A 26,701-nucleotide genomic window follows, 5' to 3' on the forward strand; every position below is an offset into this window, starting at 1 on the left:
GTTCGGAAGGCCTTTCAGCCGGTGAACCTTCTCTCTGTACCCAGGGGTGCGGTGCGCTGTCTCCATCTCAGCATTTTAACTTTATAAAGTATACTCGTTTGGAAAGCTTCTGTCAAGGGGCGGGAAAAGGTCAATACAGCCCATTATAATGTGGGGCGGGGTGCTCCTGCTCGTAGCTTTTGCACAGGGCGATGAAATCCCGGGCGGCAGTGGTAAGAAATTTGTCCTTGTGATACACAATCCAGTACCGGCGGCGCAGGTCCAGTTCCGGCACCTGAAAGGCGGCGATAATCCCCCGCTCCAGCGGGCCGAGCAGCATGTGCCGGGGCAGTACCGCGATGCCCAGCCCGTGCACGGCGGCATTCACCAGAGCGGTGGTGCTGGTGGCTTCCCAGGCCGGCTCCACCGAAAGACCGGCGGCAAGGGCGGCGGCATCAAAGGCCTTGCGGGCGGCGCTGCCCTTTTCCCGCAGAAGGAAATTCTGGCCGCGCAGCTGCTCCAGCGTTACGGTCTGGCCGCTGGCAAAGGGGCGGCCCGGGGCGCACACGGCGATCAGCGTGTCCTCCAGATAGGCCTCAGCCAGCAGCTCCGGGGCGCTTACGCCGCTCTCGATCAGGGCCAGATCCAGCTGGTTGTGCAGAAGCTGCTGCTCCAGCGTGTCGCCCGGGTTCACCCGCACCTGTACCCTTGTCTGAGGGTGAAGGCTGTGGAAGGCGTCCACATAGCAGGGAAGAAACTGGGAGCCGATGGTCACGGTGGCGCCCACCCGCAGCGGGCCGCCGTCCTCGTCGCTTTGCAGGCTTTTTTCCATCCGCTCCACCTGCTGCAGCAGCTGGCCCGCATGCTGATACAGCCGCTGCCCGGCGGGGGTGATGTAAAGCCGGCGGGAATACCGCTCGAACAGCCGCAGACCATAGTGCTCCTCCAGCTCCCGGATGGCCTGGCTCACCGCGGGCTGGGTCATGTACAGGGAATGGGCTGCCCGGGTGATGCTGTTGCCCTGCTGGCAGACCTCCCAGAAAATGCGGATGTGCCGCAGCGTCATGGGGATTTCCTCCTGTTTTTTACTTTTATAAGTGAATAGTTATGATTTCAATAAAATAATATAATTTTACTCATTAAAAAGCAAGTGTTATACTGGTGTGCGGAAGGAGGAGGAAAGAATGCGAGATGGAAAGATGCTGGGCGTTTTGTTTTTCTCGTCGCTGAAGCTGAGCGCATTCACCTTTGGCGGGGGATATGTGATCATTCCCCTGATGCGCAAGACCTTTGTGGAAAAATATCACTGGCTGAGCGAGAACGAGATGATGGATCTGACGGCGATTGCCCAGTCGGCCCCGGGGGCCATTGCGGTGAACGCGGCGATTCTGGTGGGCTACCGGATTGCCGGCGTGGTGGGCGCGCTGATCACGGTGCTGGGCACGGTGCTGCCGCCCATGGTGATTCTGTCGGTGATTTCCCTGTTTTACGAGGCGTTCCGTTCCAATTTGGCGGTGAGCATGGTGATGCAGGGCATGGCGGCGGGTGTCGTCGCGGTGATTTTTGATGTGGTGCTGGTGATGGCGCAGACCCTGTGGCAGCAGCGCCGGGCCATCTGGATGGTGCTGCTGGCGGTGTGCTTTGTGGCGTCCATGCTGGGCGTGGGCGCGGCCCCGCTGGTGCTGGCCTGTGGCTGCATCGGCATGGTGGATACCCTGCGGCCCCGCAAAGAGAGGGGGAAGGAGGGCAAATGATCTACTGGCAGCTGTTTGTGAGCTTTTTCCAGATTGGTCTGTTCAGCTTTGGCGGCGGCTACGCGGCCATGCCGCTGATCCGTCAGCAGGTGGTGGAGCTGCACTCCTGGCTTACCCCCACCCAGTTTACCGACATTGTGACCATTTCCCAGATGACGCCAGGGCCCATCGCGGTCAACTCGGCCAGCTTTGTGGGCATGCAGATTGCCGGGATTCCGGGCTCGGTGGTGGCCACTCTGGGCTGCGTGGCGCCGGCCTGTGTGATCGTTACGGTGCTGGCCTGGCTGTATTACCGGTACCGCTCCCTCAAGCTCATGCAGGGGGCGCTGGCAGGGCTGCGTCCCGCGGTGGTGGCCATGATCGCCAGCGCCGGTGTGAGCCTGCTGGTGCAGGCGGTGCTGCCCGGCGGGCTGGAGCAGAATGTGGACTGGGTTGCGACCATTTTGTTTGCGGCGGCCTTTGCGGTGATGCGGTGGAAAAAGCCGAACCCCATTGTGGTGATGGTAAGCTGCGGAGCCGCAGGGCTGGTGTGCTACTCTCTGCTGGGGATGTTTGCCGGCTGAGCGCGGCGATTGGTTTGTAAATAGAAGAGGGGCGGTCTGACTGGTCGGGCCGCCCTTTCTTTATATTACATTATATAGGGACAAATCCGGCAGGGGAAAAGAGCCGGAGGAAGAGGAAAAAGAGCGAAACGGAAGAGGAGGGCGCGCTTCGGCAAAATGCGCCGGTGGGCAGGGCGTACAATCCGAAACAGGGCACCTGAAACCCGGAGAAAAAACAGGGCGAAAAGGGCAGCAATTTCGGCCGGAAGAACCCGGCGAAGAAACGGAAAACGGGGGAAAAGAATGAAAATGCGAACAATTTTCATTACCGGACAAATTGCCCAAGATGGAATAAAAATTGTAGAAGATGTACAAAATCGAGGCAGAGGATTCTGTGAGCGGTGAAGGTATTCGGTGTTGTACAAAAGGTGGTGATATTGATACAATCGTTTTGAATCTTAAGAAATCTTAAGAAAAAGGCCGAAAAAGCGAGGATTTTAAAAGAACCGGTGAACCGCAAATATATTTCGGCAAAATTTGAAAGCATGCGGCAAAAAACGGCGGAGCTTTCCTGTTTGACGGCCCCGCCCCGCTTTTGCTACAATGCCACAAGTGCCCGGAACGGCCGCATCTGGCGGTTTGCGAACAGGGCCATTGAAAGCAGGGCGCGGTCTGGCCCCATGTTCCAGGCCGCCGGCGGGCCGATTTCCGGCCCCCATTGCCCACCAGCATGGAACGTTAGGAGATTGCATGATTACGATCATCAAAAAATTGCGCCGCCTGGTTCTGGCGGTGCCGGTCAAGGTCTGGGCCTGCCTGATCACCGCGGGCTGCCTGGCGCTTACCCTGATCGGCCTGCATCAGGCGCTGCATCTGGTGCGCATCACCGATTCCGAGGGCGCGAGCCAGGTGGTCATGACCCATCTGGACGATCCGCAGAAGCTGATGCAGCTGAGCGGCATCGTGGCCGAAGAGGGCGACGATGTGCACTACACTGCCTACAACGGCAATCAGGCCAGCCTGAACATCCAGCGGGCGGTGGATCTCACCGTCACGGCGGATGGCCAGACCCACGACCTGCGGCTGGTCAACGGCACGGTGAGCGACGCACTGACCGCCTGCGGTGTGGAACTGGGCGAGCACGACTACACCGAGCCCAGCCTGCACACCGCCATTGAGGACGGTATGAACGTGCAGGTGCACCGGGTGGAATACCGGGATACCGTGGTGGAGGAATCCATCCCCTACGAAACCGAGTATGTGTACACCAGCCTGTTCTACAAGAACCGGAATCGCACCCAGCTGGTGCAGCAGGGCCATGAGGGCACCAACCAGATCACCCACCGCGAGCGTGTGGTGGACGGCCAGGTGGAATCCAGCCAGGTGATCAGCGTGGTGCAGACTGTGGCTCCCCAAAACACCATCATCAAGGCCTATCAGGCCGGGGCGCCGGTTTCGCCGCTGGAAGGCCCTGAAGTGGTGGACGGTGTGCCCACCGGGTACACGGCGGTTTACACCGGCCGTGCCACCGGTTACAGTTCCAGCCGCGGGCGCGGTGCTTCCGGTCTGGGGCTCTACTGCGGTACCGTGGCCGTGAATCCGGCGCTGATCCCGTACGGTACAAAGCTGTACATCACCAGCACCGACGGCAAGCTGGTATACGGCTATGCCATCGCCACCGACACCGGCGCTTCTCTGCTCAACGGCAGCTGCCTGGTGGATCTGTATTACGACAGCTTCTCTGAGGCGCTGATGAACGGCGTGCAGGAAGTGAACGTGTATGTGATGGGCTGAGAAAAAACCATGAAACCGCGTTGGGGCGGCTGGCAACGGAGCTGGCTGCCCCAACGCATTTTTTATCTGCCGCCTTGCCCCAAACCGGGCCGAATTTGCCCGTTTTGGGGCGTTTTTGGCCTTTTAACCCGATTTTTACGGCCTAGCGCCAAAAAGCGGCGTTTTTTGGAGTTTTATGGCTTGACAAACCCGCCCGGCGGGCATACACTAATTGAGGGCCGATGGGCCCGCAACAAGATTTAATGCAAGGAGATGACAGCATGGACGGCGACCCCAGTAGATGTGTGGATCGTACTATCAGCGGAACCGGCTTTGCTGCCCTGTCCTGCATTCTGCGCTGAAATCATCGGCGGAGAACCTGCTTTTCGGGGGCGGCTGTAATGCCGTGCGCCGCAAATCTGGCCGGCCAGCGGGCCGGTACGTTTGAGAAAGCAGGTGTGTTTTTATGTTGAATATTTATCTGAGCGACAGTGGCCGTATGCTGGAGCAGGATCAGATCCTGCCCGGTTCCTGGATCAATCTGTGCGACCCCAACGAGAAGGAAATCGGCCGGGTCTGCGCCCAGCTGCATGTGGATCCGGATCTGGTTCGGGCCGCACTGGACGAAGAGGAACGCAGCCGTATTGAGGTGGAGGACAACGGCCACATCCTCATCATCGTGGATACCCCCATCGTGCAGACCGAGGGCCACAGCTTCGTATACTCCACCATTCCCTTCGGCATCGTGCTCACCGAGGATAACATCATCACCGTGTCTCTGAAGGAGACCGCGCTGCCCCGCGCCTTCATGGAAGGCCTGGTCAAGGCTTGCAGCACCAAAAAGCGCAAGCGCATGGCTCTGCAGATGCTCTACCGTAACGCCAGCCTGTTCCTGTTCTATCTGCGTCAGGTGGACAAGGCCAGCACCCGCGTGGAGAACGAGCTGCACAAGAGCATGAAGAACAAGGAGCTCATTCAGATGCTGGGCCTGGAAAAGAGCCTGGTGTACTTCTCCACCTCCCTGAAGGGCAACGAGATCGTTCTGGAGAAGCTGCTGCGCATGGACTTTGTGCGGGATTTCCCCGAGGATACCGATCTTTTGGAGGATGTAATCATCGAGAACAAGCAGGCCATGGAGATGAGCAGCATCTACCGGGACATTCTGTCCGGCACCATGGATGCCTTTGCTTCCGTGATTTCCAACAACCTGAACATCGTGATGAAGCTGCTGGCCGCCGTGACCATTATCCTCACGGTGCCCACCATTGTGTCCAGCCTGTGGGGCATGAACGTGCATGTGCCCTTTGAAGAGAATCCCTTCGGGTTCGTGATCGTGCTGGCCATCGCCGTTCTGGCAACTCTGGGCGCAGGATTTCTGGCCCGCTGGAAAAAGTGGCTGTAAGCTGCGTTTTTCCCTTGTCATAAAACACAATGCCTCCCGATCCGCCCGGCGGATCAGGGAGGCGTTTTTTCTTTTGCACGGGGAGGGCGGGAATGCCGCAACGCCTTGCGCGGGCAGGGGAAAGAGGGTATAATAAGAGCAAGTTCTTAAAACCGAAAGCGTTCGGGTGCCATTGCCGCCCGAGCAAGATTAAGGAGTGCAAATCTTCATGCAGATCTTCAACACCCTCACCCGTAAAAAAGAGGAGTTCGTTCCTCAGAAGCCCGGCGAGTACCGCATTTATGTGTGCGGCCCCACCGTGTACAATTTCATCCACATCGGCAACGCCCGGCCCATGGTGGTGTTCGACACCCTGCGCCGGTATCTGGAGTATCAGGGCAACAAGGTGATCTATGTTTCCAACATCACCGATATTGACGACAAGCTGATCAAGAAGGGCCAGGAGGAGGGCGTACCCATGCAGGAGGTCGCCCGCCGTTATGAGGCCGAGTATATCAAGGACAGCGAGGGCCTGAACGTGCTGGCTCCCACCGTGCGTCCCCGCGCCACCGAGCACATCGAAGAGATTCTGGGCATCGTGGCCGACATTATCGAAAAGGGCTACGGTTATGTGGCCAAGAACGGCGACGTGTATTTCCGGGCCAAGAAGTTCAAGGAGTACGGCAAGCTGAGCCACCTGAATCTGGAGGATCTGGAGAGCGGCAACCGTGAGCTGCGCAGCCAGATGGACGACGATCTGAAAGAGGATCCGGCGGATTTCGCGGTCTGGAAGGCTGCCAAGCCCGGCGAGCCTGCCTGGGAAAGCCCCTACGGCCCCGGCCGGCCCGGCTGGCACATCGAATGCAGCGCCATGGCCCGCAAGCATCTGGGCAACACCATCGACCTGCACTGCGGCGGTCAGGATCTGATCTTCCCCCATCACGAGAACGAGATTGCTCAGTCCGAGTGCGCCAACGGCTGCACCTTCAGCCGCTACTGGATGCACAACGGCTTTTTGAACATCGACAACCACAAGATGAGCAAGAGCGCCAACAACTTCTTCACCGTGCGTGAGATTGCCGACGCTTATGGCTACGAGCCCATCCGTTATTTCCTGCTCACCGCCGGTTACCGCATGCCTCTGAATTACACCGTGGAGCTGATCCAGTCCTGCAAGGCCAGTCTGGAGCGCCTGTACACCTGCCGCGAGAATCTGGATTTCCTCATCAAGAACGCCGCCGAGACCGGCAGCGATGCGCTGGTGGAGAAGGCTGATGCTGCCAAGGCCAAGTTCAACACCGCCATGGATGACGATTTGAATACTCCGGATGCGCTGGCCGCCATCTTTGAGCTGGTGAAGGAGATCAACACCCAGGGCAAGGAAGCGTCCAAGGCTGCGCTGACCAAGGCTGCCGAGGTATTCGACGAGCTGACCGGCGTGCTGGGTCTGCTGTACAACCGCAAGACCAATGAAGTGCCCGCCGAGGTGATGGAGCTGGTGGAGCGCCGCGCCGCTGCCAAGAAGGCCAAGGACTGGGGTACTGCCGATGCGCTGCGCGCCCAGATCACCGAGATGGGCTGGCAGGTGGAGGACACCGCTCAGGGCCCCAAGGTCTCCAAACTCTCCTGATTTTTTAACGGACTCGACCGGCAGCGGGGCGCGGTACGTTTACAAGTACGCACCGGGTTTTCCTCAGCGATATACGCAGACTGCCTTTTTGGCGGACTCGACCGTTGACGGAGTGCGGTACGGTTTCCGGTACGCACCGGATTTTCCTCAGCGATATACGTAAACTGCCTTTTTGGCGGACTCGACCGTTGACGGGGTGCGGTATGTTTTCCGGTACGCACCGGTTTTTTATCAGCAAAGTATGCCGGCACCCTTTTTAGCGGATGCGGCTGCTGATAATCTGTAATATTACGTCTGAATTATACGGATTGTATGCAAAAGGGCCCTAAAAAGGGGTGGATTCGCTCAATCAGACATTTTGCCGGGTGTGGTGAAGCGTTCACCGCATCCGGCTTTTCTGTGCCCTTTTTTCGTTTTCACAGGAAAACCACACCCTTTCACAGGAAAACCACACCCTTCCCCTTGCAATGGATGGCAGGTTTTGGCTATACTGAACATAAGAGTGCCCACCTTTTGTGTGGGCCATTCCTGCGCGGCGCGGCCGCGTGTGTGCAAAGGAGAGAGATCATGGCAAACGCCAAATTATATGCCCCCAAACGCGCCCGGCGGCTGCCTGCCGCGCTGCTGGTGCTGCTTGTGTGCGCCGGTGTGCTGCGCTTTGGCCTTGCCCTTGTGACCGAGGGCTATTCCACCGACGTGGCCTGCTTTACTGCATGGGCCCAGCGGCTGGCGGATCTGGGGCCGGGCCAGTTTTATTCCCCGGATTATTTTGCGGACTATCCACCCGGCTACATGCTGGTACTCTGGATACTGGGCAGCCTGGGCAAACTTCTGGGCATGGATGTGAGCGGCAAGGCGTTTGTGCTGCTGCTCAGCAGTGTGCCTATTCTGTGCGATGTGGGGCTCACCGCTCTGGTCTGGCACATCGCCCGCACCCGTCTGGACGAAAAGCGGGCCATGCTCATTGCAGCTCTCACCGCCTTCTGCCCGGCCTTTTTGTACGATACCGCTGTCTGGAAGCAGGTGGACAGCGTGCCCGCCCTCTGTCTGGTGGGTGTGTTCTGGCTGCTGAGCAATAAAAAATACCTGCCGGCTGCTCTGCTTTACGGCCTTGCGCTGGCTCTGAAGCCCCAGGCTTTGCTGTTCGGGCCGGTGCTGGCTGTCTGCTTTGCGCTGCCGCTGTTCACCGGCCCGGCCGCTGAGCGTGGCAGAACCGTGGGCCGTGCTGTTTTGGGTGCTGTGGCTGCCGTGGCGGTGGTGCTGGTCTGCGCGCTGCCCTTCTGGAGCGACCAGCCCATGGACTGGCTGGTGGAAAAATACACCGGCACCGTGTCCAGCTACCCTTATGCCAGTGTGAACGGCTTTAATCTGATCACCCTGCTGGGCGGCAACTGGACCATGCAGACCGAGGGCGTGTTCGGCACGCCCATCACCTGGCAGATGCTGGGCAGTGTGGGCATTCTGATTGCCACTGTGGCCATGCTGTATCTGGCCTGGGTGAGCGTGCGCAGCGGCCGGTTCTGCCCCATGCTGCTGGCGGGCTTTTACGGCGCGGCTATCTTCTGTTTGAGCCACCGGATGCACGAGCGGTATCTGATTCCGGCGCTGGCGCTGCTGCTGGCGGCAGTGGCCCGCTGGGCGGATCGCAGGCTGCTGGCAGGCACGGCGGTGCTCAGCATGTCCACCCTTTTGAACCTGGCGCTGGTTCTGGCAGCCAACGGCACCGAGGATCAGTTCCTCACCAGCGATACCGCCCGCGTGATGATCGCCATCGTAAGCCTTGCCAATCTGGCAGGCACCGTGATGGTCTGGCTGGCCTGCCTGCGGCTGTGCCGGGGCGGTAAGGTCTGCCCGTTGCAGGCGTCTCCTGTACCGACGCTGGCCCCGCCTGCACCCCAGCCCCGCTGGAGCCGGTCGGAGCTGCTCTGGCTGCTGGGCGGCACCCTGCTGGTGGCGGTGGTAAGTTTGACCAATCTGGGCGATTTTACCGCGCCCCAGAACCCGGAGGTGGTGCAGGGCACCAAAACATACACCGTGCAGGTGGAGGGAGAGGCGACCAGCCTGTGGATTTATCCGGAGATTAACTGGAACGGGCAGCTGATTGTGACCGACAGCCGGGGCACCGAGCTGGTGAATCAGTCTCTGGATTACGGCAATGTGTTCCACTGGCTGTCCCTCCCGGTCACCGCCAACGAGAGCTACACCATCACCCTCACCGACGCCAGTGTGATGGAGCTGGCCTTTAAAAACGACGCGGGCGAGTGCCTGCCCGTTACCGGCGAAAGCGGGGCTCTGTTCGACGAACAGACCCAGGTGCCGGATACCATCAGCTACAAAAACAGCATGTATTTCGATGAGATCTACCATGGCCGCACTGCCTATGAGCATCTGCACGGCATGCCGGTGTATGAGACCACCCACCCGCCGCTGGGCAAGGTGTTCATCATGCTGGGCATCGCGGTATTCGGCATGACCGGCTTTGGCTGGCGTGTGGCGGGGGCGCTGTTCGGCATCGCTCTGGTGCCGGTGCTGTACCTCTTTGTGCGGCGGCTCACCCGGTCGCCCTGGTGGGCGGGCTTTGCGGCCCTGTTGGCCGGGCTGGATTTGATGCGTTATGCCCAGAGCCGAATTGCCACCATTGATATTTACGGCACCTTCTTCATCCTGCTGGGGGCCTATTTCATGCTGTGGTATTGCCAGAGCGTGCTGGAAAAGGGTGTGGATCAAAGCATCCTGCCCATGGCGCTGGCAGGCGTGGCCTTCGGGCTGGGCGCGGCCAGCAAGTGGACCGGAATCTACGCCGGAGCCGGGCTGGCGGTGCTGTATTTCGGTGTGCTGTGGGCCCGCTGGCGGCAGAAGAAGCCGAACTTCGGCCGGGAACTGACCGTGGCTCTTGTGGGCGGCGTGCTGTTCTTTGTGCTGATCCCGCTGATCATCTACATTGCGGCCTATCTGCCATACTGGTGGCGGGAAGGTGGATTCAGCCTGGGCGAGTGGTGGCAGTGTCAGCTGACCATGTTCAACTACCACAGCCAGCTGAAGAGCACTCATCCGTATGAATCCAATTGGTATACCTGGCCGTTCTTATTACGTCCTGTATGGTATTATTCCGCCAGTGGGCTGCCTGCGGGGATGCGGGGGACCATTGCGGGTATGGGAAATCCCATCGTGTGGTGGGCGGCGCTGGCCGGGCTGTGCGTGCTGGCCTGGCGGCAGATCAGCGGCCGGGCATGCCGGGCGCAGGGGAGTGTGCTGGTGCTGTATCTGGCGCAGCTGCTGCCCTGGGTACTGGTGACCCGGTGCACCTTCCTGTATCATTATTTCCCCAGCCTGTGGTTTGCGGTGGCGGCGCTGGTTCTGATGCTGGCGAAGCTGGATCGGGATCAGCCCCGGCTGGCACGGCGGCTGGCGCTGGGAATCCTGATTGCGGCGGCGGTGGTGTTCCTCTGGTTCTACCCGGCAGTGACCGGTATCCCGGTATCGGAAAGCTGGATTCTCTCCGCCCGCTGGCTCCCCTCCTGGTTTTTTTAACAACTCGACCGTTGGCGGGGAGCGGTACGTTTACGGGTACGCACCGGATTTTTTTGACGGACTCGACCGGCAGCGGGGAGCGGTACAGTAACCGGTACGCACCGGATTTTCCTCAGCGACGTACGCGAACACCCATTTTTAGCGGACTCGACCGTTGACGGGGTGCGGGACGTTTACGGGTACGTGAACACCCGTTTACGGACTCGACCGGGGCAGGCTGATTGCAGTGTAGTTTACCCGAATTTTCGTCGAAAAGCCCGGATAAAACCTTGTTTTGACCCTTGGAAAGCCCGGTTCTTCCTGTGCTATACTGTAAACTGGAACAAACAGAAAACCGACGGTGTATGGCTTGGTTTTGCCATGCGCCGCCGGTTTTTTTCTGCCTGTTTGTTCCCGGAAATTTTACAGAAAAACGAAGGAGGAAAACACCCGTGCGTTCCATGCCGAACCCCCTGTGCCCGTTGCGTTATTTCCATGTTGCAGATTTGAAACATGGAAACAACAGTTTCGATTCTACCAACCGCCGGATGCGTTGCTTGGAAGTGACGAAACCGGAAGAGCAATATAAGATTCCCAATAAGATACCCAAGAAGATTCCCAAAAAGATTCACACACACAAAGAAGCACCCCGCCCCAAAGAGCGAGGTGCAGGTGTGCGTTTAAACACTAACTGTAAATTCTTCTCCTGATTCAACGAACTGGATTGCGATCCCGGCAGGGGAAAAGGGATTTTGTTTCAAACCCTTGGAACCCGGCAAAGAACCAGCAGAGCACGCCAAAGGCAGTTAGCATTATTTTGCTGAGACTTACCCGGCATATATCGGGTAGCACATTCTGTCAATGGTCGGGCACGCCCCATGGGGGCTAGCGTACGTTGCTGAGGAAAATCCGGTGCGTACCAGTTACCGTACCGCACTCCGCTAACGGTCGAGTCCGCCAAAAAAATCCGGCGCGTATCGATTGCCGTGCCGCCCCCGCCAACGGTCGGGTCCGCCAAAGGCAGCTGGCGTATTTCGCTGAGGAAAATCCGGTGCGTACCGGTCAACGTACCGCCCCCCGCTACCGGTCGAGTCCGCTAAAAAGAAGATTTGATTACTTTGAGGCGGGAGAAATCCTCGCGTTCCTTTTCTTCCAGCACTTCGGTGATGTACTTGATGTTGGAATTGAACTGAGGAATCATGATGTTGCTCAGGGCGTTGGCCCGCTTCTGGGTTTTCTGAATGGCCTGTGCCAGACGGTATACGCTGCTCTCCACCTCGGCCAGCTCCACCGTGAGCCGCTTCACCTGGCAGAACTTGCGGTATGCCTCGTCCAGCTGGCTGTTGGTTCCGCCCAGACCATAATACAGGCTCTGGGGTGCGGTCTCCTCCAGCTTCACCATGGGCAGCTCCACACCCATCACGCTTCGCCAGTCCAGCGAAAGGCCGTTTTCCACTGGCACCGTGTGCGCAAAACCCAATACCACGCCCAGCGTCACATTGGCCAGCTGCAAAGCAGCATAAGCCTCCGCATAGGCCGCGGCGATCTGATCCTGAATGGCGGCGGCCCGGTCGATGAGCTGCATCATCTCGCGCACCAGAATGTTGCGCTTGCGGTCCATCAGCTCATAGCCCTGGCTGGCCAGCGCAAGGCTTTTCTGCTGCGCCATCAGGTTGCTTTTTGTGGGGAATATCTGCTGTGCCAAAACGCGGCCTCCTTTCTCGGTGTATTTGCCCGGTTACTCGGCGTCGTCGTGGAAAGCGCGGCGCAGCCCCAGCTCCCGCTGCTTCGGGTCGGTCTTGGGCTTGTAGTAGTGGTCCAGCAATACCTGATCCACACGATCCAGCTCTTCCTTGGGCAGCATGCTCAGCAGTTCCCAGCCAAGATCCAGCGTCTCCTCAATGGTCCGGCTGGTGTTGCCCTGACCCACGAATTTTTCCTCAAAGGCGCGGCCGAACTCCATCACCCGCTTGTCGCTGGGCGAAAGCTCCTCCTCGCCGATGACGCTGGCCAGTGCTTTGGCGTCCTGCACCCGGGCATAGGTGGCGAACAGCTGGTTGGCCAGTGGGTTGTGATCCTCGCGGGTGTAGCCCTTGCCGATGCCGTCCTTCATCAGACGGGACAGGCTGGGCAGCACGCTGATGGGCGGATACACGCCGGTGGCGTCCAGATTGCGATCCAACACGATCTGGCCCTCGGTGATGTATCCGGTCAGGTCCGGAATGGGATGGGTAATGTCGTCGTTGGGCATGGTCAGAATGGGAATCTGGGTCACGGAACCCTTCTTGCCCTTCACGATGCCCGCCCGTTCGTACAGGCTGGCCAGATCGGAATACAGGTAGCCGGGGTAACCCTTACGGCCGGGAATCTCGCCCTTGGAGGAGGAGAACTCCCGCAGGGCTTCGCAGTAGCTGGTCATGTCGGTGAGAATGACCAGAATGTTCTTGCCCAGATCAAAGGCCAGATACTCGGCAATGGTCAGCGCTGCTTTGGGGGTGATGATACGTTCCACGATGGGGTCGCCCGCCAGATTCAGCAGCATGACCACCCGGTCCATCACGTTGGCGGCCTCGAAGGAGCTCTTGAAATAATCCGCCACGTCGTTCTTTACACCCATGGCCGCGAACACAATGGCAAAATCCTCGCCGTCGGATACGTTGGCCTGCTTCACGATCTGCACCGCCAGCTCGTTGTGGCGCATGCCGGATCCGGAAAAGATGGGCAGCTTCTGGCCGCGGATCAGGGTGGTCAGCGCGTCAATGGCGGAAATGCCGGTGCAGATGTAGTTGCGGGGATAGACCCGGCTCACCGGGTTGATGGGCGCGCCGTTCACGTCCCGGCGGCATTCCGGGTAGATGGCGCCCAGGCCGTCGATGGGGCGGCCCAGACCATCCAGCGTGCGGCCCAGAAGCTCCGGGCTCAGGTCCACCTGCATGGGATGGCCGGTCAGGGTGGTGCGGGTGTTGGAAAGCGAGAACCCGGTGGTTCCCTCAAATACCTGAATCACGCATTTTTCGCCCTCGATCATCACGATGCGGCCGATGCGCTGGCTGCCGTCGTCAAGGCGCAGCACCACCATCTCGTCGTAGCTGGCGTTTTTCACCCCATCCAGAATCACCAGCGAGCCGTTGATCTGGCTGAGGCCAACATACTCTAAGAGCATGGTACAAATCTCTCCTTTCCGGCGCCGGTCATGGGCGCATGAGTTCGCCGATCTTCTGATCGATCTCGGCGGTATAATCGTCGAAAAGCTCCAGATGGTCGTTGGGAATGTCGTACTTCATCTTGACCAGCTTGTCGAACAGGCCGGTGCGCAGTACCCGGCTCATGGGCACCTGCTTTGCCACCAGCACCTGGCTCTTTTCGTACAGATGCAGAATCACCCGCATCATCTTCAGCTGCTTTTCCAGGCTCACATAGGTGTCCTGATCGTGGAAGAAGTTCTGCTGCAAAAAGCCCACGCGGATAACGCGGGCGATTTCAATGATCAGCTTCTGGTCATCCGGCAGAACGTCGGAGCCGATCAGCTTCACGATCTCCATCAGGCTGGTCTCCTGCAGCAGCAGGCCGGCAATGCGCTCGCGGCACTGCATGAAGTCCGGGCCCACATTGTCGTAGTACCAGGGGGACAGATCGCCCAGATATTCGCTGTAGCTGGTGTTCCAGTTGATGGCCGGGTAGTGGCGGGCGTAGGCCAGGGCCTTGTCCAGCGCCCAGAAGCAGCGGGTGAACCGCTTGGTGTTCTGGGTCACCGGCTCCGAGAAGTCGGAGCCCTGGGGGCTGACCGCGCCGATTACGGTTACCGAGCCTTCCTGGCCGCACAGCGCCTGTGCATAGCCGGCCCGTTCGTAGAACTGGGCCAGACGGCTGGGCAGATAAGCAGGGTAGCCCTCGTCGGCGGGCATCTCCTCCAGACGGCCGCTGATCTCGCGCAGAGCCTCGGCCCAGCGGGAGGTGGAGTCGGCCATCATGGCGGCATGGTAGCCCATGTCCCGGTAATATTCCGCCAGCGTGATGCCGGTGTAGATGGACGCCTCACGGGCGGCCACCGGCATGTTGGAGGTGTTGGCAATCAGCACGGTGCGGTCGGTCAGAGGCCGGCCGGTCTTGGGGTCGATCAGCTCGCTGAACTCGGTCAGCGCCTGGGTCATCTCGTTGCCGCGTTCGCCGCAGCCCACATAGATGATAATGTCCGCGTCGCACCATTTGGCCAGCTGGTGCTGGGTCATGGTCTTGCCGGTGCCGAAGCCGCCGGGAATGGCTGCCGCGCCGCCCTTGGCGATGGGGAACATGGTGTCCACCACGCGCATGCCGGTGATCAGCGGCCGCTGGGCGGGCATTCGGCGGGAGACAGGGCGGGGGATTCGGATGGGCCATTTCTGGCACAGGGTCAGCACCCGCTCGTTGCCCCGGTCGTCGGTGAGCTTGACCACCGTGTCGTTCACGGTGTAGCTGCCGTTTGGAGCCACCCAGGTTACGGTGCCGGATACATTGGGCGGCACCATGCACCGGTGCTCGATGGCGGGGGTCTCGGGGCAGGTGGCGTAGATCTGGCCGGGGGTGAGCCGGTCGCCGGGCTTTGCCAGCACCGTCACATCCCAGCGGGCGGTTTCGTCCAGCGCGGGGGCGGAGCAGCCCCGGCCGATGAAGGCCCCGCTCAGCTCTTCCAGAGCGGGCAGCGGGCGCTGGATACCGTCGTAGATGTTGCGCAGGATGCCGGGGCCAAGGGTCACGGCCAGCGCACCGCCGGTGGAATATACCGGCTCGCCGGGGGCAAGGCCGCCGGTCTCCTCGTATACCTGAATGGTGGCGGCGTCCTCGCTCAGGCGGATCACCTCGCCCACCAGCCGGGCCTCGCCCACATACACCATCTCCATCATGGAGAAGCCGGTCTTGCCCCGCACGGTCACAACCGGGCCGTTGATGCTATAAATGAGATTTTCTGCCAATTCCCTTCACCTCACAACTGTTCCAGCGCAATGGACATGCCGCAGGAGCGCAGGAACCAGTCCTTCTGGTTTTCCATGCGGATGTCCAGCGTGTCATCCGCCTCGGTGCTGCCCGCACGGGCCCGCAGCCCGCCCAGGCGGATGGTCGCGTCTGCCTCCACGGTGCAGCCGGCGGGCAGGTTCTGCCGGGCCAGCTCCAGATCCTGGGGCCGGGCGAAGAACTGGGCCGCATCGCACCGGAGCAGCTTCAGCAGCCCGGCGGCGTTCTCCTTCAAAAACGGCCCATAGTCCGGGCTGCTCACAAAGTTCGTGATCTCCTTTTCGCAGGCGGCGAACACTTCGTCTGCGATCTGGCCCCGGCGGCGGGCAAGCTCCGCCCCGGCATCCAGCACGCTCTGCGAAAGCAGCCGGTTGGCGTTCTCGGTGGCGCGCTGGGTCTCGTATTCCTCCATGCGGGCGGCCTTCTTTTCCGCCTCGGTTCGCTTCTTTTCCAGCTCGGCGGCGGTCTCGGCGTCGATGGCCTTCACGATCTCGCTGCGCCGGTGTTCGGCGTCCCGCTGAATGGCCTGCAGAAACTGCGCGGCCCGCTCGTTTTCGTCGATCATGGCTTACACCTCTTTTGGTTGGTTTGCGGTCATCGGGTTAAATCTTTACGCCGATGGCCTCCCGCACATAGCGGGTGATGCGATCCTTGCCCAGAGCCGAGCCGTGCCGGTCCGGAATGGCAAGAATCAGCGGGGCGTCCGGGGCCTGTTTGGCCTCGTTCACAATGGCCTCAAAATCGTCGGCAATTTTTTCTGTTACCAGAATCATGCCCACGTCCGGCTGGGCCAGCGCATGCTCCAGCGCGGCGCTCACCTCGTCGGCCTGATGGGCTACCACGCCCTCGATGCCCGCCAGCCGCATGCCGGTCTGGGTATCGGTATTGTCGCTGATCAGATAAAACCGCATGGTCTGCCCTCCCTTCGGGTTACAAAACCGCCGGGTCAGACCAGCTTGTTCAGGATCAGGATCGAGATAACCACGCCGTACAGGGCGATGGATTCGCCCAGAGCAACGAAGATCAGGCTCTTACCGAAGCTCTTGGGATCTTCGCTGGCGGCGGCGATGGCGGCGGGAGCGCCGGCGGCAACGGCCAGACCGCCGCCGATGCCGGCAAGGCCGGTAACCAGCGCAGCGGCCAGCAGGCCAAGGCCCATGCTCTCGTTGCTGGCGGCCTTTTCCGCAGCGGTCATCGCGGCGGTGGTAGTGGCGGCGTCCTCAGCGCTGACCGCAAAGGCGAAGCAGCCGGCAATCAGCATCACAACCAGAAAACAGCTCAGGTTGATGGCCAGGGTGCGCTTCACCGGCATACCGGCAGCAGAGCGTTTGGCCAGATAAGCGGCGCAGCCCATGATCAGGGCCAGGGGCAGCAGAACGAGCAGAGCGGTGATTACGGGATTCATAAATCATTACCTCCAAATAACTATCTCAAAGGCGGCGGGCGATCAGCCCTGCTGCGCCTTTTTGGTCAGGTCCACGCCCCGGAAGGGGTGGCCGCCGCCCTCGTAGCAGCGGCTGAACATTTCGTAAAATTCAAGGCGCAGGCCCTGAATGCCGGACAGCAGGCCCTCCAGCGCAATGATGAGGGCATTGCCCAGCACCACCACGATCATGTTGGGCGGGTCGCCCGCCAGGCTGAAGATGGCCATCATCATGGCAGCGTGCACGAACACGAAGGCGCCCACACGCAAAAAGGATACCGTGTTGCTGAAATAGCTCAGCACATATTCCAGCAGTTCAAACACATTCTGCATGCAGTAGTCGGCCCAGCTTTCCGGTTTCCAGTGGGGGTGGTGGTCCACCAGACCGATGAGCACCTCCTGGAAGAAGAGCACCACAAGGCCCGCCACCAGAATGACCAGCGCCACGCCGCTTGGCAGGAAGACGGGACCCTTCATGAAGCCGCTCACCAGCGAAACGCCGGCGGCGTATACCAGCATGCCCACAAGGCCGTTGTTGGAGAAGATCGCCTCGCCCCAGTGCTTTTTGCGCACTGCCGCGTATACATGCAGCAGCATGGCCAGGAACACCATGGCCACGCCGATGAAGATGGCGCAGATCAGAATGGGATTGATGGCGGCGGTGTCCAGCACGGAATGGGGGGCGCCGGGCCACCAGCTGATGGGCTTGCCGCTCCAGCCGAGGGCCTCGTACACCGGGTTCAGGGCCTCTTCAAAGCCGAACACCGAGCCGAACAGGAAACCGAACACCATGCTGGAGATGCCGCAGGGCACCACCAGCCGGGCCAGACCGATCTTTTTCCACTTCCACAGCACGAAGCCGCCGATGGCCAGCACCGCGCCCTGCCCCAGGTCACCGAACATGATGCCGAACAGCACCGTGAAGGTGATGGCCACAAAGGCGGTGATGTCCATCTCGCCGTAGCTGGGCAGGCCGTACATGTCCACAAACATCTCGAAGGGGCGTACAAACCAGGGGTTTTTGAGCAGGGTGGGCGGTGTGGACTCCTCCACCTCGCCCGGGTCGCTCACCGTGACCCGCATGTGGGGAATGGCTTTGGCCTTCTTCTCGAATTCCGGGGCCTTGTCGGCAGGCACCCAGCCCACGAAGAAGAAGTAGTTGTCGCGGCAGGCGGCGTAATGGCGCATGTCGAATACGCTCTGGTGCCATTTCAGCTGGCGGTAGATGTCCGCCAGCGGTTTTTCCTCTTCGGCCCAGTAATCGGTGGTGCGCCGGGCCACGTCCGCCAGCTTTTTGTCCAGCTCGGCCATCTGGGCATCCAGCTGGCTCACGATCTGGGCCGGGGTGCCGGTGGCGGCGGGCAGATGCAGCCGCTCGAAGAACAGGGTGGAGAAGATGCCGTCGATCTCGTCGGCGGTTTCCCGGGGGGTGAAATACAACCCCCAGTATCCGGCGGCCTCCTCGCCGCAGGTGACGAACAGCACGTGGGGGTTTTCCGCGTAGGCCACCGTCATGCGGGCGTAGCTGGCCTTGGGCAGAAAGCCGAACCGGATCTTTATATACTCGCAGCCCAGAATATCCTCCAGCGGCACGTCCAGCCCGGAGAAGTGGGCGAACTGATCCCGCTGCTGGGCCAGCTTGTTTTTCTCGTCCACCAGCGCATCCCGCTCGGCAGAAAGATCCTGCAGCTGGCGGGCCACCTGATGCACCAGTTCAAATTCCTCATCCCGGATGTGGCGGGGCTTGCCGGTGATGGCAGGCAGCTCGGTCTGCCCGGCCAGCCGGAACAGCTCCTCCATCTGCTGCACATCCGGAGTGTAGGGGTTATCTTCGCTCAGGGTCACATAGCCCAGCGAACCGGACATGTGCTGCACCGCGGGCTCGGGATGGAAATCGCCGTTCAGGCAGCAGGCTGCAATCAGCTCGTCCAGCTGAGGCAGCAGCCCGTCCACCCGAACCAGCTTCATTTTTTCAATGGCCAAGGTGTTCTCATCTCACTTTCGTTCGCTTCTTCCTGTTTCCTGCTCCCAGGCCCGGCGGGCCAGCACCCGGTCCGGCAGCAGATCCAGCTGGCCCAGTCCCCGACAGGAGGCTTCAAAAGCCGCCAGATCCGGCTGGCGCAGCCATACGCAGTAAAAGAACCGCTCGCCGCGCACCGCGGCGCACCGGCGCAGCTCCTCCACGCGGGCCCTTCGGCAGGCCAGCGCGTAAAGGGGAGCGGCCCAGGGCTTTGCCTGCTGCCACAGCGCCGACCGGTGATCCAGCGCGGCGGCCTTCTCGGCTTCCAGCAGCCGGATGTTCCGCTCCAGATTTTCCACGATCTGGGCCGGCGTGCCCGCCGCGCCCGGCAGATGCACCGGCTCGAACCGAAGCTCGGCCAGGATTCCGTCGATGCGGGCGGCCTCCACCATGGGGGCAAGGCAGACGCCCCAGCAGCCCTGTTGGTTCTGGCCGCAGGGCAAAAAGAGCAGGCAGTCTTTGGAATAATCCCGCTGCAGCATTTCCAGCCCCCGCTGGGGCATGCAGCCGAAGCGTACCTGCACAAAGCGGCATTGCTCCAGCTGATCCACCGGCACCTCCAGCCCCGCGAACTGGCGGAACTGGTCGCTGCCGGTACGGCAGAGGGTGAGCTGGTCGTTTAAAAGCTTCAAATCCGCGTCGCTCTCGGCCAGCTGGTGCTCCAGCTCCTCCAGCAGCTGGCGCTGCCGGGGCGAGAATTCCTCACAGGGGTGGGTCAGGGGCAGGGAATCGTCCCCGGCGTCCGCCTCCAGCCGGGCCACCAGCGCGGTCCAGCTTTCGTCCGTCTGTGGTGCCGCGTAGCCCGCCGCCGGGGTCATGTTGTCCAGCGCCCGGGCGGGGTGCACCGTGCCCTGATTCAGGCAGCAGCGCTCAAGAAAATCGGTCAGCCGGCCGATGGGCCCGTTCACCCACACCAGCTGCATTTTGGGTTCAAACAGCATCGCTTTGCACCTCCGTTCAGTCGCCCACGCCCACCAGCAGGGGGGCGATCTTTTCCGGCGGCAGGTGGTAGCGCACGCCCTCGATGATGTGGGTCAGGTTGGTCAGCTCGTTTTCCGCCAGAAAGATGTAGCAGAACAGCACCACGCTGGGATCGGTGGAAAAGCGCAGCTTTTTCAGATGCCAGCGGTAGTCCAGCCGCTGCACCGCGTCCTCCACACGGGTGAAGGACGAGCCGAAAAACTCCCGTGCATAGGGGGTGCGGGCCAGCCGGTGCACAAAGTCCTCGCAGTCCGCCGCGTCCATCAGGTAAAGCAGCTGTTTCTGGCTCATGTTGCTGTACCCCACCGCCAGCCGGGGCAACAGATAGGTCCGGTCGGCGCCGGTCATCTGTTTGAGCCGATACATGTAGACGATGGCGGCAAGGTCGCTCTTGCGGCGCAGCAGGTAGTCCATATCCTTTTTGGCGGCGCCGTGCAGCTTTTTCGCCACCAGCTCCTCCATGGTGTTGTAGATCAATTGATCCAGCGCGGCCTGCACCTGCAAAACGCCGTCCTTATCCAGCACAAAGCCCGCTTTCTCGCAGAAGCTCAGAAGAATGGGGTGGTAAACCGTGCCCTCCACCACGGCGGTGAGCCCCGCCAGATCCCGGGCGGCGGCCAGCGCGGCGGCATCCAGCTTGGAATGGCGGCGGATAAATTCCGGTATCTGATACAGCCGCAGCGTCTCGCTGCCGGGGGCGGCCAGCTCCTGCAGCCGGTTGGCAAGCGCCCGAACCTCCGCCTTTAAAATAAAGTAGCGGTAAAAATCGTGGCCGATGTTCATCTCGTACCGGCACAGCGCCGCGTACTGGTCGAACAGATTCTGCCGCAGCCGAACCTCCAGCTCCGCCCGGCGTACCCGGGTGGGGTCCGCGCCCTCCAGTGCGCGGGCATAGGCGGTGCGGCTTTTTAAATAGGTGATCACCTCCGGCAGATCCCGGCAGTTCATCAGCTGCTGGTAATCCTGCCCGGTGAGGCGGCGGCCGTAAAGCGCGCGGCTTTTGGCCAGAATGGCGTTGGAGGCCTGCGTGTTGCCCATGGCTTACGCCTCCCGCCCCAGCACCCGGTCGGTGATGGTTTTCACCCATTCCTCCCGCTTGTCCGCCCGAAGCTGCTCCATCCGGCTGAGGGCCTGCTGTTTGCCGGCCTCCAGTTTGGCCAGGCGTTCGTCAGCCCGGTTTTTTTCCCCGGCGGAAAAGGCGTCCACCCGGGTGCGCATGGCGGCCATGATCTCGGCCTCCTGAGTGCGGGCTGCCTCGGTCAGGCGGGTCTGGGCGCCGCGCCGGTATTCCTCGGTGGCCTGGGTGCGCAGCCGCTCCTCCTCATCCATCTTTAAAATTGCCCGCAGCAGTTCGTTGGTGGCATTCATGCTAAGAGCTCCTTTCCCGCAGCAAAGGGCGAGGGCCGGGCCAAAACTGGGCCCGGCCCGTGGCCCGAAGGGCCGCGTTTGCGATGAAATTTTGATACTATTATAACGCTTTTTGAAGGGTGGAGCAATGGGCATTTAAACAAATTAACTAAAAAATATTCTACACTTTTGAGAAACAATGGTTTAATATATGGCGTTTGCCATAAAATATACGCCGCCGTTTTACCTGAAAAGGAAAAAACGGCGGCGTGAATCTGCCATGGAAAAACAGGGCGCGCCGGTGGGGATCACAGCTCGATCCAGTACCGCTGAATGGTGATGTTGCCCATGAGCAGCTCGTCCTGCAAAACCGCACCACAGTGCAGCATGGTGCGGGCCGAGGCCACGTTCTGCTTTTCGCAGGTGAGCATCACCCGGGCAAGGCCCAGCCGGCGGCATTCCTCCAGCGCGAGCGAAAGGATGGCGGTGGCATAGCCCCGGCGGCGCAAAGCGGGGCGCACGCTGTATCCGATGTGGCCGCAGTACCGGCGCAGATAGTCGTTCAGCCGGTGGCGGATGTCCACCATGCCCACCAGCTGCGGCCCGTCGAAGGCCAGAAATACACTGGTGGCCACGCAGCCGGGGCGGGCGGTCTCGTCCCGGGAATTGTCGGCCAGAAGGGCCATCCACTCGTCAAAGCCGCTGCACCAGGCAAGGCCCGCCGAGCCGTCGATGGAGTCGCCGCTGTTCAAAAATTCCCGCTGGTAGTCTTCCACCAGCTGCCGATGCTCCGGCCGGGGTGCTTCCAAGCGCAGTTCCATCCATTCGCTCCCGCCTTTCCTTTATGGTTTGCCCCTATGGTAGCACAGGGCGGCGGGGCTTTCAAGTGGGCGGCAGCTCTGGTATAATCAAGGCAGGCCCGCGATATGCGGCGCCAAAGAAAGGCAAAGAACCATGAAATTTCTGCATTTATCCGATCTGCATCTGGGGCGAAGGCTCTGCGAAGTGGATCTTTACGAGGATCAGCGCCACATTCTGAACCAGTGCCTTGCCATGGCAACCGAGCACCGGGTGGACGGCGTGCTGGTGGCGGGCGATGTGTACGACCGCAGCGTGCCCACCGTGGGCGCGGTGGCGCTGCTGGACGAATTTCTCACCGGCCTGTGCCGGGCGAAGATTCCGGTGTATCTGATCAGCGGCAACCACGACAGCGCCGACCGGCTGGGCTTTGGCAGCCAGCTGCTGAAAGCGGGCGGGGTGCATCTGGCGGCGGTGTTTTCCGGCGGGCTGGAGCACTATGTGCTGGAGGATGAATTCGGCCCGGTGCATCTGTGGGCGCTGCCCTTCATCCGGCCCAGCCAGGTGCGGGCCGCTCTGCCGGAGGAAACCATCGAAAGCTATACCGACGCGGTGGCCGCTCTGATCCGGGCCGCCGGGCCGGATTTTTCCGCCCGTAATCTGATCATGGCCCACCAGTTTGTCACCAGCGGGGGAAAGAGCCCCGAGACCTGCGATTCCGAGACGCTGAACCTGGGCACGCTGGACAACGTGGACGCGGCGGCGTTCGAGGGTTTTGACTATGTGGCGCTGGGGCACATCCATGGGCCCCAGAAGGTGGGGGCGGAGCACATCCGCTACTGCGGCTCGCCGCTGGCTTACTCGGTGAGCGAGGTACGCCACCATAAGGGGGCGGTGCTGGTGGAGCTGGGCGAAAAGGGAAATGTGCACTGGCAGGCGTTGCCCTTTGCGCCGCTGCGGCCGCTGCGCCGGGTGCAGGGCCCGCTGGAGGAGCTGATCGCAAGCGCCGAGCCGGGCTGCAGGGATTTTGTGCATGCGGTGCTCACTGACCAGCAGATTCCCCCCAACGCTGCCGCCCGGATGCGCAGCGTGTACCCCAATCTGGTCAAGCTGGAGCTTGCACCCCAGCTGCAGCCACGGCAGGCGGAGGCCCGGCAGCGGGCAAGGCAGCTGCAGCGGGCGGGCCTTTTGGACCAGTTCGCGGATTTTTATCAGTCGGTGCACGGCCGTCCGCTCAGTGAAGAGGAACAGGCGGTGCTGGAGCCGGTTTGCCGGGAGGTGGAAGCATGAGACCAATGACCCTGACTCTGACCGCCTTCGGCGCCTACGCGGGCAGCCAGACGGTGGATTTTGAAGCCGCCGGTGCGGGCGGGCTGTTTCTGGTTACCGGCGACACCGGCGCGGGTAAGACCACCCTGTTCGACGGGGTGTGCTATGCCCTGTTCGGCAAGCTCACCGGCCGGGTGCGCAGCGAGAAGATGATCCGCAGCGACTACGCGGACGACACGCTGGAAACCAGCGTTCAGCTCACCTTTTCCCACCGGGGGCAGGTATGGCGCATCTGGCGCCGCCCCGCCCAGACCCGGCGCAAAAAGCGGGGCGAGGGCACCCGGGAGATCACGGCGGACGCGCTGCTGGAACGCCTGGAGGGCGAAACCGCCATCCCGGTGGCCGAGGGCAAGGAAAAGGTGGACGCGGCAGTGGAGGAGCTGCTGGGCATTCAGGTGGACCAGTTCCGCCAGATTGCCATGATCGCCCAGAACCAGTTTGCCGAGCTGCTGAACAAATCCGGCCGGGATCGCAGCGCCATTTTGCGGCAGGTGTTCGCCACCGAGCGGTGCGACGCACTGCAGACGCGGCTGAAGGAGATGGCCTCCGCCAGCCGGGCCGAGACGGAAAAGCAGGTGGATTCCCTGCGCCAGTATCTGGCGGGGTTGCGTCTGCCCGAAATGGAGGAAGGGCAACCGCCCCAGCCGGAAGCGGCGGAGCTGGCCGAGCTGCTGGCGGACGAGGGCTGCGTCTGGCGCAGCGCCCGGGTGCTGGAGCTGGCGGAGCACATCTGTCAAATGGACGAAAGCGAACTGGCCGGGCTGGATGAACAGATTGCCGGGCTGGACGAGACCATCAAGCAGAGCGCCGGTCTGCTGCAAAGCGCCCGGGAAGCCGCCCGGCGCCAGCAGCAGCTGGCGGAGCTGGAAAAGCGGTTGGCGGAGCAGCGCGCCGCCGAGCCTGAACAGCTGACGGCGCAGGCCCGGCTGAAGCAGTGGGAGACCGCCGCCCGGCTGGCCCCGGTGTGGGACAGCAGCGAAAAAGCCCGGCTGGCGGCGCAGCAGGCCGAGCGGCTGTATGAGCAGGCGAGCGACCGGCTGGCGCAGCTGAATGCTCAGGGGCCCCGGTGGGCGCAGGCCCGGGAACAGTTGAATGCAGACCAGCAGACCGCCGCCCGGCTGACCGTTCAGCTGGAACGGCAGGCCGAAGCCCTTCAGCAGTACGACCGGCTGGAGCAGGCGAAGGCGGAGCAGATGGCCTGCGAGCAGGAGCTGGAGCGGCTGCAAACGGCGCAGCAGCAGGCCCAGACGCTGGAAGAGCAGCAGGCGGCCGCGCTGGAAAAAACACAGGCGCTGGCGGACAGTCTGCCCGCGGCCCTCGCCGCCGCCCAGACAGCGCAAAAGGAGCTGGAACGCTGGCAGCAGGCCCGGAAAACGCTGGCGGAGGTGCGCCGGCAGATGCAGGAGCTGGTGAAGCTGCAAAAGCAGGAGCAGGCCGCCCGCCAGACGCTGCAGCAGGCAAGCGACGCGCTGGACGGGGCCCAGCAGGCTTACATGAGCGCGGATCAGCTGTACCGGCGGGATCAGGCGGGGCTGCTGGCCCGAGAGCTCACCCCGGGCAAGCCCTGCCCGGTGTGCGGCAGTGTGCATCATCCCAGCCCGGCCCGGGGCGTGACCGGCGCGCCGGACAAGGAACAGCTGGAAGCGCTGGCCACTGCCATGGAAACCGCCCGCAATGCCTATAACGATGCGCTGCAAACCAGCAGCACCCTCACGGCGCAGGCGGGCAGCGCCCGGGAGCAGTACATCCGACTTGCCCGGCAGGCGCTGGCGGAGCTGGAGCAGGAGCTGCCCCCGCCGGAGGATGTGAAGGCCCTTTCCCGGCTGGTGCTGGACTGGGATGGCCGACTGGATCAGCTGCTGGAACAGGCCGAGGCTCTGGGGCAGCAGCGGCAGGCGGCGGTGGAAGCCGCCGGTGCGGCGGTCAATCAGCTGGCCGGCGACCGGGAAGCACTGGAAGCGACCCGCCGGCAGCGCAGCGAACTGCGGGAGCAGCAGGCGAACGCCACTGCCCGGCGGGATTCGACCGCACAGCGGGTGGCCGAATTGCAGGCCACCCTGCCCCAGGCCAGCCGGGCCGAGGCGGAAGCGACTCTTTCCGCCCTGAAGCAGCAGCAAAAGCAGCTGGATGCGAGCATCAGGCAAACACAGCAGGCGCTGGAGGAATACCAGCAGCTGCTGGCCGCGGCCGAAAGCCTGCAAAAGGAACGGCAGAACACCCGGGAGCAGGCGGCCGACGAGGCCCGGCAGGCTGCCGGGCGGTGGGAGCAGGCGCTGGCGGAAAGCGGAATGGACGCGGATGCCTTTGCCGCCGCACGGCACACCGAAGAGGAAATCGACCGGCTGCGCACGGAGCTGGAGCAGGCACGCAGAGCCCGGCAGGAGACTGAAGCCCTGTACAACCAGCTACGCGAGCAGCAGAAAAGCGCCCCGGCCCCCGGCTGCGTGCCCGGGCAGCTGGAACAGGCGCTGGAACAGCAGGAGCAGCGGCGGAAGGCCCTGAACGACGCCCGTACCCGCATAACCGGGCGGCTGAACGCCAACCGGAGCACCATGGCGGACGTGCGCACCGCGGGCCAGCGGCTGGAAAAGGCCCAGCAGCGCCAGCAGCTGATTCAGCAGCTGGACGCCACCGCCAACGGCAAGCTGTCCGGCGGGCTGGGCAAGCAGAAGTTTGAGCAGTATGTGCTGGCCACCTACTTTGCAGATGCGGTGGAAGCGGCCAACCAGCGGCTGTTTGCCATGACCGGCGGGCGCTATCAGCTGGAATGCCACCAGATGACCGCCGCCGAAACTCAGGCGGCGCTGGATCTGGATGTGCTGGACAACTACACCGGCAAGCTGCGCAGCGTGGGCAGCCTTTCCGGCGGCGAGACCTTCCAGGCGGCGCTGGCACTGGCGCTGGGCCTGTCCGACGTGATTCAGAACTATGCCGGCGGCGTGGAGCTGGACGTGCTGTTTGTGGACGAGGGCTTCGGCACGCTGGACGCCGAAAGTCTGGAGCAGGCGGTGGCCACCCTGCACAGTCTGGTGCAGGGCCGGCGGATGGTGGGCATCATCAGCCATGTGCCGGAGCTGAAAAGCCGCATCGAGAATCAGCTGGTGGTCACCAAGACCCCCGGCGGCAGCACCGTGGCCCTGCGCAGGCTGTGAGCCGCGCAGGCAAAGCAAAATCATAACCCCACGTTGAACGTGGGGTTTGCAGAACGGCCCTATAAGGGCCATTATTCCAGCAGCACCTAAAGG

General features: G+C 61.8%; 21 protein-coding genes and 1 other annotated feature (1 of these 22 running past the window's edge). Of the genes, 9 read left to right on the forward strand and 12 right to left on the reverse strand.

Going from position 1 to position 26,701, the window contains the following annotated elements:
• Positions 1 to 78: a binding site (T-box leader), on the reverse strand; it reaches 158 nt to the left of the window's first position.
• Positions 79 to 130: 52 nt separating this feature from the next.
• Complete coding sequence (locus ACESYO_RS11160; protein WP_058965856.1) at positions 131 to 1,045, reverse strand: LysR family transcriptional regulator; 915 nt, start codon at positions 1,043 to 1,045, stop codon at positions 131 to 133.
• A gap of 118 nt (positions 1,046 to 1,163) precedes the next feature.
• On the opposite strand from ACESYO_RS11160, the gene ACESYO_RS11165 reads away from it, so the two are divergent.
• The 7 genes from ACESYO_RS11165 (at position 1,164) to ACESYO_RS11195 (ending at position 11,279) form a co-directional block, all read left to right on the forward strand.
• The gene (locus tag ACESYO_RS11165; RefSeq protein WP_276871779.1) at positions 1,164 to 1,733 is read left to right on the forward strand and encodes a chromate transporter; all 570 of its coding nucleotides are present in this window, start codon (positions 1,164 to 1,166) and stop codon (positions 1,731 to 1,733) included.
• The gene (locus tag ACESYO_RS11170) at positions 1,730 to 2,296 is read left to right on the forward strand and encodes a chromate transporter (protein WP_058965860.1); all 567 of its coding nucleotides are present in this window, start codon (positions 1,730 to 1,732) and stop codon (positions 2,294 to 2,296) included. The genes ACESYO_RS11165 and ACESYO_RS11170 overlap by 4 nt, the downstream gene beginning before the upstream one ends.
• A 729-nt stretch (positions 2,297 to 3,025) precedes the next feature.
• The gene (locus ACESYO_RS11175; protein ID WP_373210030.1) at positions 3,026 to 4,069 is read left to right on the forward strand and encodes a G5 domain-containing protein; all 1,044 of its coding nucleotides are present in this window, start codon (positions 3,026 to 3,028) and stop codon (positions 4,067 to 4,069) included.
• 445 nt (positions 4,070 to 4,514) lie between these two features.
• Positions 4,515 to 5,450 carry a magnesium transporter CorA family protein gene (locus ACESYO_RS11180; RefSeq protein ID WP_058965862.1) on the forward strand — a complete coding sequence of 312 codons (936 nt, stop codon included), beginning with the start codon at positions 4,515 to 4,517 and terminating at the stop codon, positions 5,448 to 5,450.
• Positions 5,451 to 5,658: 208 nt separating this feature from the next.
• Complete coding sequence (gene cysS / locus ACESYO_RS11185) at positions 5,659 to 7,059, forward strand: cysteine--tRNA ligase (RefSeq protein ID WP_276871784.1); 1,401 nt, start codon at positions 5,659 to 5,661, stop codon at positions 7,057 to 7,059.
• Between the two features lie 567 nt (positions 7,060 to 7,626).
• Positions 7,627 to 10,590: a phospholipid carrier-dependent glycosyltransferase gene (locus ACESYO_RS11190; RefSeq protein ID WP_058965866.1), complete on the forward strand. Its 2,964-nt coding sequence runs from the start codon at positions 7,627 to 7,629 to the stop codon at positions 10,588 to 10,590.
• Positions 10,591 to 10,934: 344 nt separating this feature from the next.
• Entirely contained in the window at positions 10,935 to 11,279 is a 345-nt protein-coding gene (locus ACESYO_RS11195; RefSeq protein ID WP_346672727.1) for a hypothetical protein, read from the forward strand.
• Positions 11,280 to 11,665: 386 nt separating this feature from the next.
• On the opposite strand, the gene ACESYO_RS11200 is transcribed toward ACESYO_RS11195, so the two are convergent.
• The 11 genes from ACESYO_RS11200 to ACESYO_RS11250 all read right to left on the reverse strand — a co-directional run bounded on the left by ACESYO_RS11200 (position 11,666) and on the right by ACESYO_RS11250 (position 22,150).
• Entirely contained in the window at positions 11,666 to 12,274 is a 609-nt protein-coding gene (locus ACESYO_RS11200; protein WP_058965868.1) for a V-type ATP synthase subunit D, read from the reverse strand.
• Positions 12,275 to 12,307: 33 nt separating this feature from the next.
• Entirely contained in the window at positions 12,308 to 13,732 is a 1,425-nt protein-coding gene (locus tag ACESYO_RS11205; protein ID WP_058965870.1) for a V-type ATP synthase subunit B, read from the reverse strand.
• Between the two features lie 28 nt (positions 13,733 to 13,760).
• Positions 13,761 to 15,518, reverse strand: coding sequence for a V-type ATP synthase subunit A (locus tag ACESYO_RS11210; protein ID WP_276871791.1), 1,758 nt, complete (start codon positions 15,516 to 15,518; stop codon positions 13,761 to 13,763).
• Between the two features lie 11 nt (positions 15,519 to 15,529).
• The gene (locus ACESYO_RS11215; protein ID WP_283129413.1) at positions 15,530 to 16,123 is read right to left on the reverse strand and encodes a V-type ATP synthase subunit E; all 594 of its coding nucleotides are present in this window, start codon (positions 16,121 to 16,123) and stop codon (positions 15,530 to 15,532) included.
• A 37-nt stretch (positions 16,124 to 16,160) separates the two neighbouring features.
• Positions 16,161 to 16,469 carry a V-type ATP synthase subunit F gene (locus ACESYO_RS11220; RefSeq protein WP_058965875.1) on the reverse strand — a complete coding sequence of 103 codons (309 nt, stop codon included), beginning with the start codon at positions 16,467 to 16,469 and terminating at the stop codon, positions 16,161 to 16,163.
• Between the two features lie 35 nt (positions 16,470 to 16,504).
• Positions 16,505 to 16,963: an ATP synthase subunit C gene (locus ACESYO_RS11225; RefSeq protein ID WP_058965877.1), complete on the reverse strand. Its 459-nt coding sequence runs from the start codon at positions 16,961 to 16,963 to the stop codon at positions 16,505 to 16,507.
• A 42-nt stretch (positions 16,964 to 17,005) separates the two neighbouring features.
• Positions 17,006 to 18,964 (reverse strand): V-type ATP synthase subunit I, encoded by a 1,959-nt coding sequence (locus tag ACESYO_RS11230; RefSeq protein WP_283129414.1) that lies wholly within the window; start codon positions 18,962 to 18,964, stop codon positions 17,006 to 17,008.
• Between the two features lie 12 nt (positions 18,965 to 18,976).
• On the reverse strand, positions 18,977 to 19,942 hold the full coding sequence (locus tag ACESYO_RS11235) for a V-type ATP synthase subunit I domain-containing protein (RefSeq protein ID WP_276871043.1): 966 nt from the start codon (positions 19,940 to 19,942) through the stop codon (positions 18,977 to 18,979).
• A 16-nt stretch (positions 19,943 to 19,958) separates the two neighbouring features.
• Positions 19,959 to 21,020 (reverse strand): V0D/AC39 family V-type ATPase subunit, encoded by a 1,062-nt coding sequence (locus ACESYO_RS11240; protein ID WP_373210031.1) that lies wholly within the window; start codon positions 21,018 to 21,020, stop codon positions 19,959 to 19,961.
• Positions 21,021 to 21,023: 3 nt separating this feature from the next.
• A complete protein-coding gene (locus ACESYO_RS11245) occupies positions 21,024 to 21,350 on the reverse strand; it encodes a hypothetical protein (RefSeq protein ID WP_058965885.1) in 327 nt (108 codons plus the stop codon).
• A gap of 287 nt (positions 21,351 to 21,637) precedes the next feature.
• Positions 21,638 to 22,150, reverse strand: a complete 513-nt coding sequence (locus ACESYO_RS11250; protein ID WP_373210032.1) for a GNAT family N-acetyltransferase — start codon at positions 22,148 to 22,150, stop codon at positions 21,638 to 21,640.
• Between the two features lie 133 nt (positions 22,151 to 22,283).
• On the opposite strand from ACESYO_RS11250, the gene ACESYO_RS11255 reads away from it, so the two are divergent.
• Positions 22,284 to 23,417, forward strand: coding sequence for an exonuclease SbcCD subunit D (locus tag ACESYO_RS11255; protein WP_058965889.1), 1,134 nt, complete (start codon positions 22,284 to 22,286; stop codon positions 23,415 to 23,417).
• Positions 23,414 to 26,608 (forward strand): AAA family ATPase, encoded by a 3,195-nt coding sequence (locus ACESYO_RS11260; RefSeq protein ID WP_373210033.1) that lies wholly within the window; start codon positions 23,414 to 23,416, stop codon positions 26,606 to 26,608. The genes ACESYO_RS11255 and ACESYO_RS11260 overlap by 4 nt, the downstream gene beginning before the upstream one ends.
• Positions 26,609 to 26,701: the final 93 nt, after the last annotated feature.

The sequence above is a fragment of the Allofournierella massiliensis genome (assembly GCF_964241245.1).
In the GTDB taxonomy this organism is placed as follows: Bacteria; Bacillota; Clostridia; order Oscillospirales; family Ruminococcaceae; genus Allofournierella; species Allofournierella massiliensis.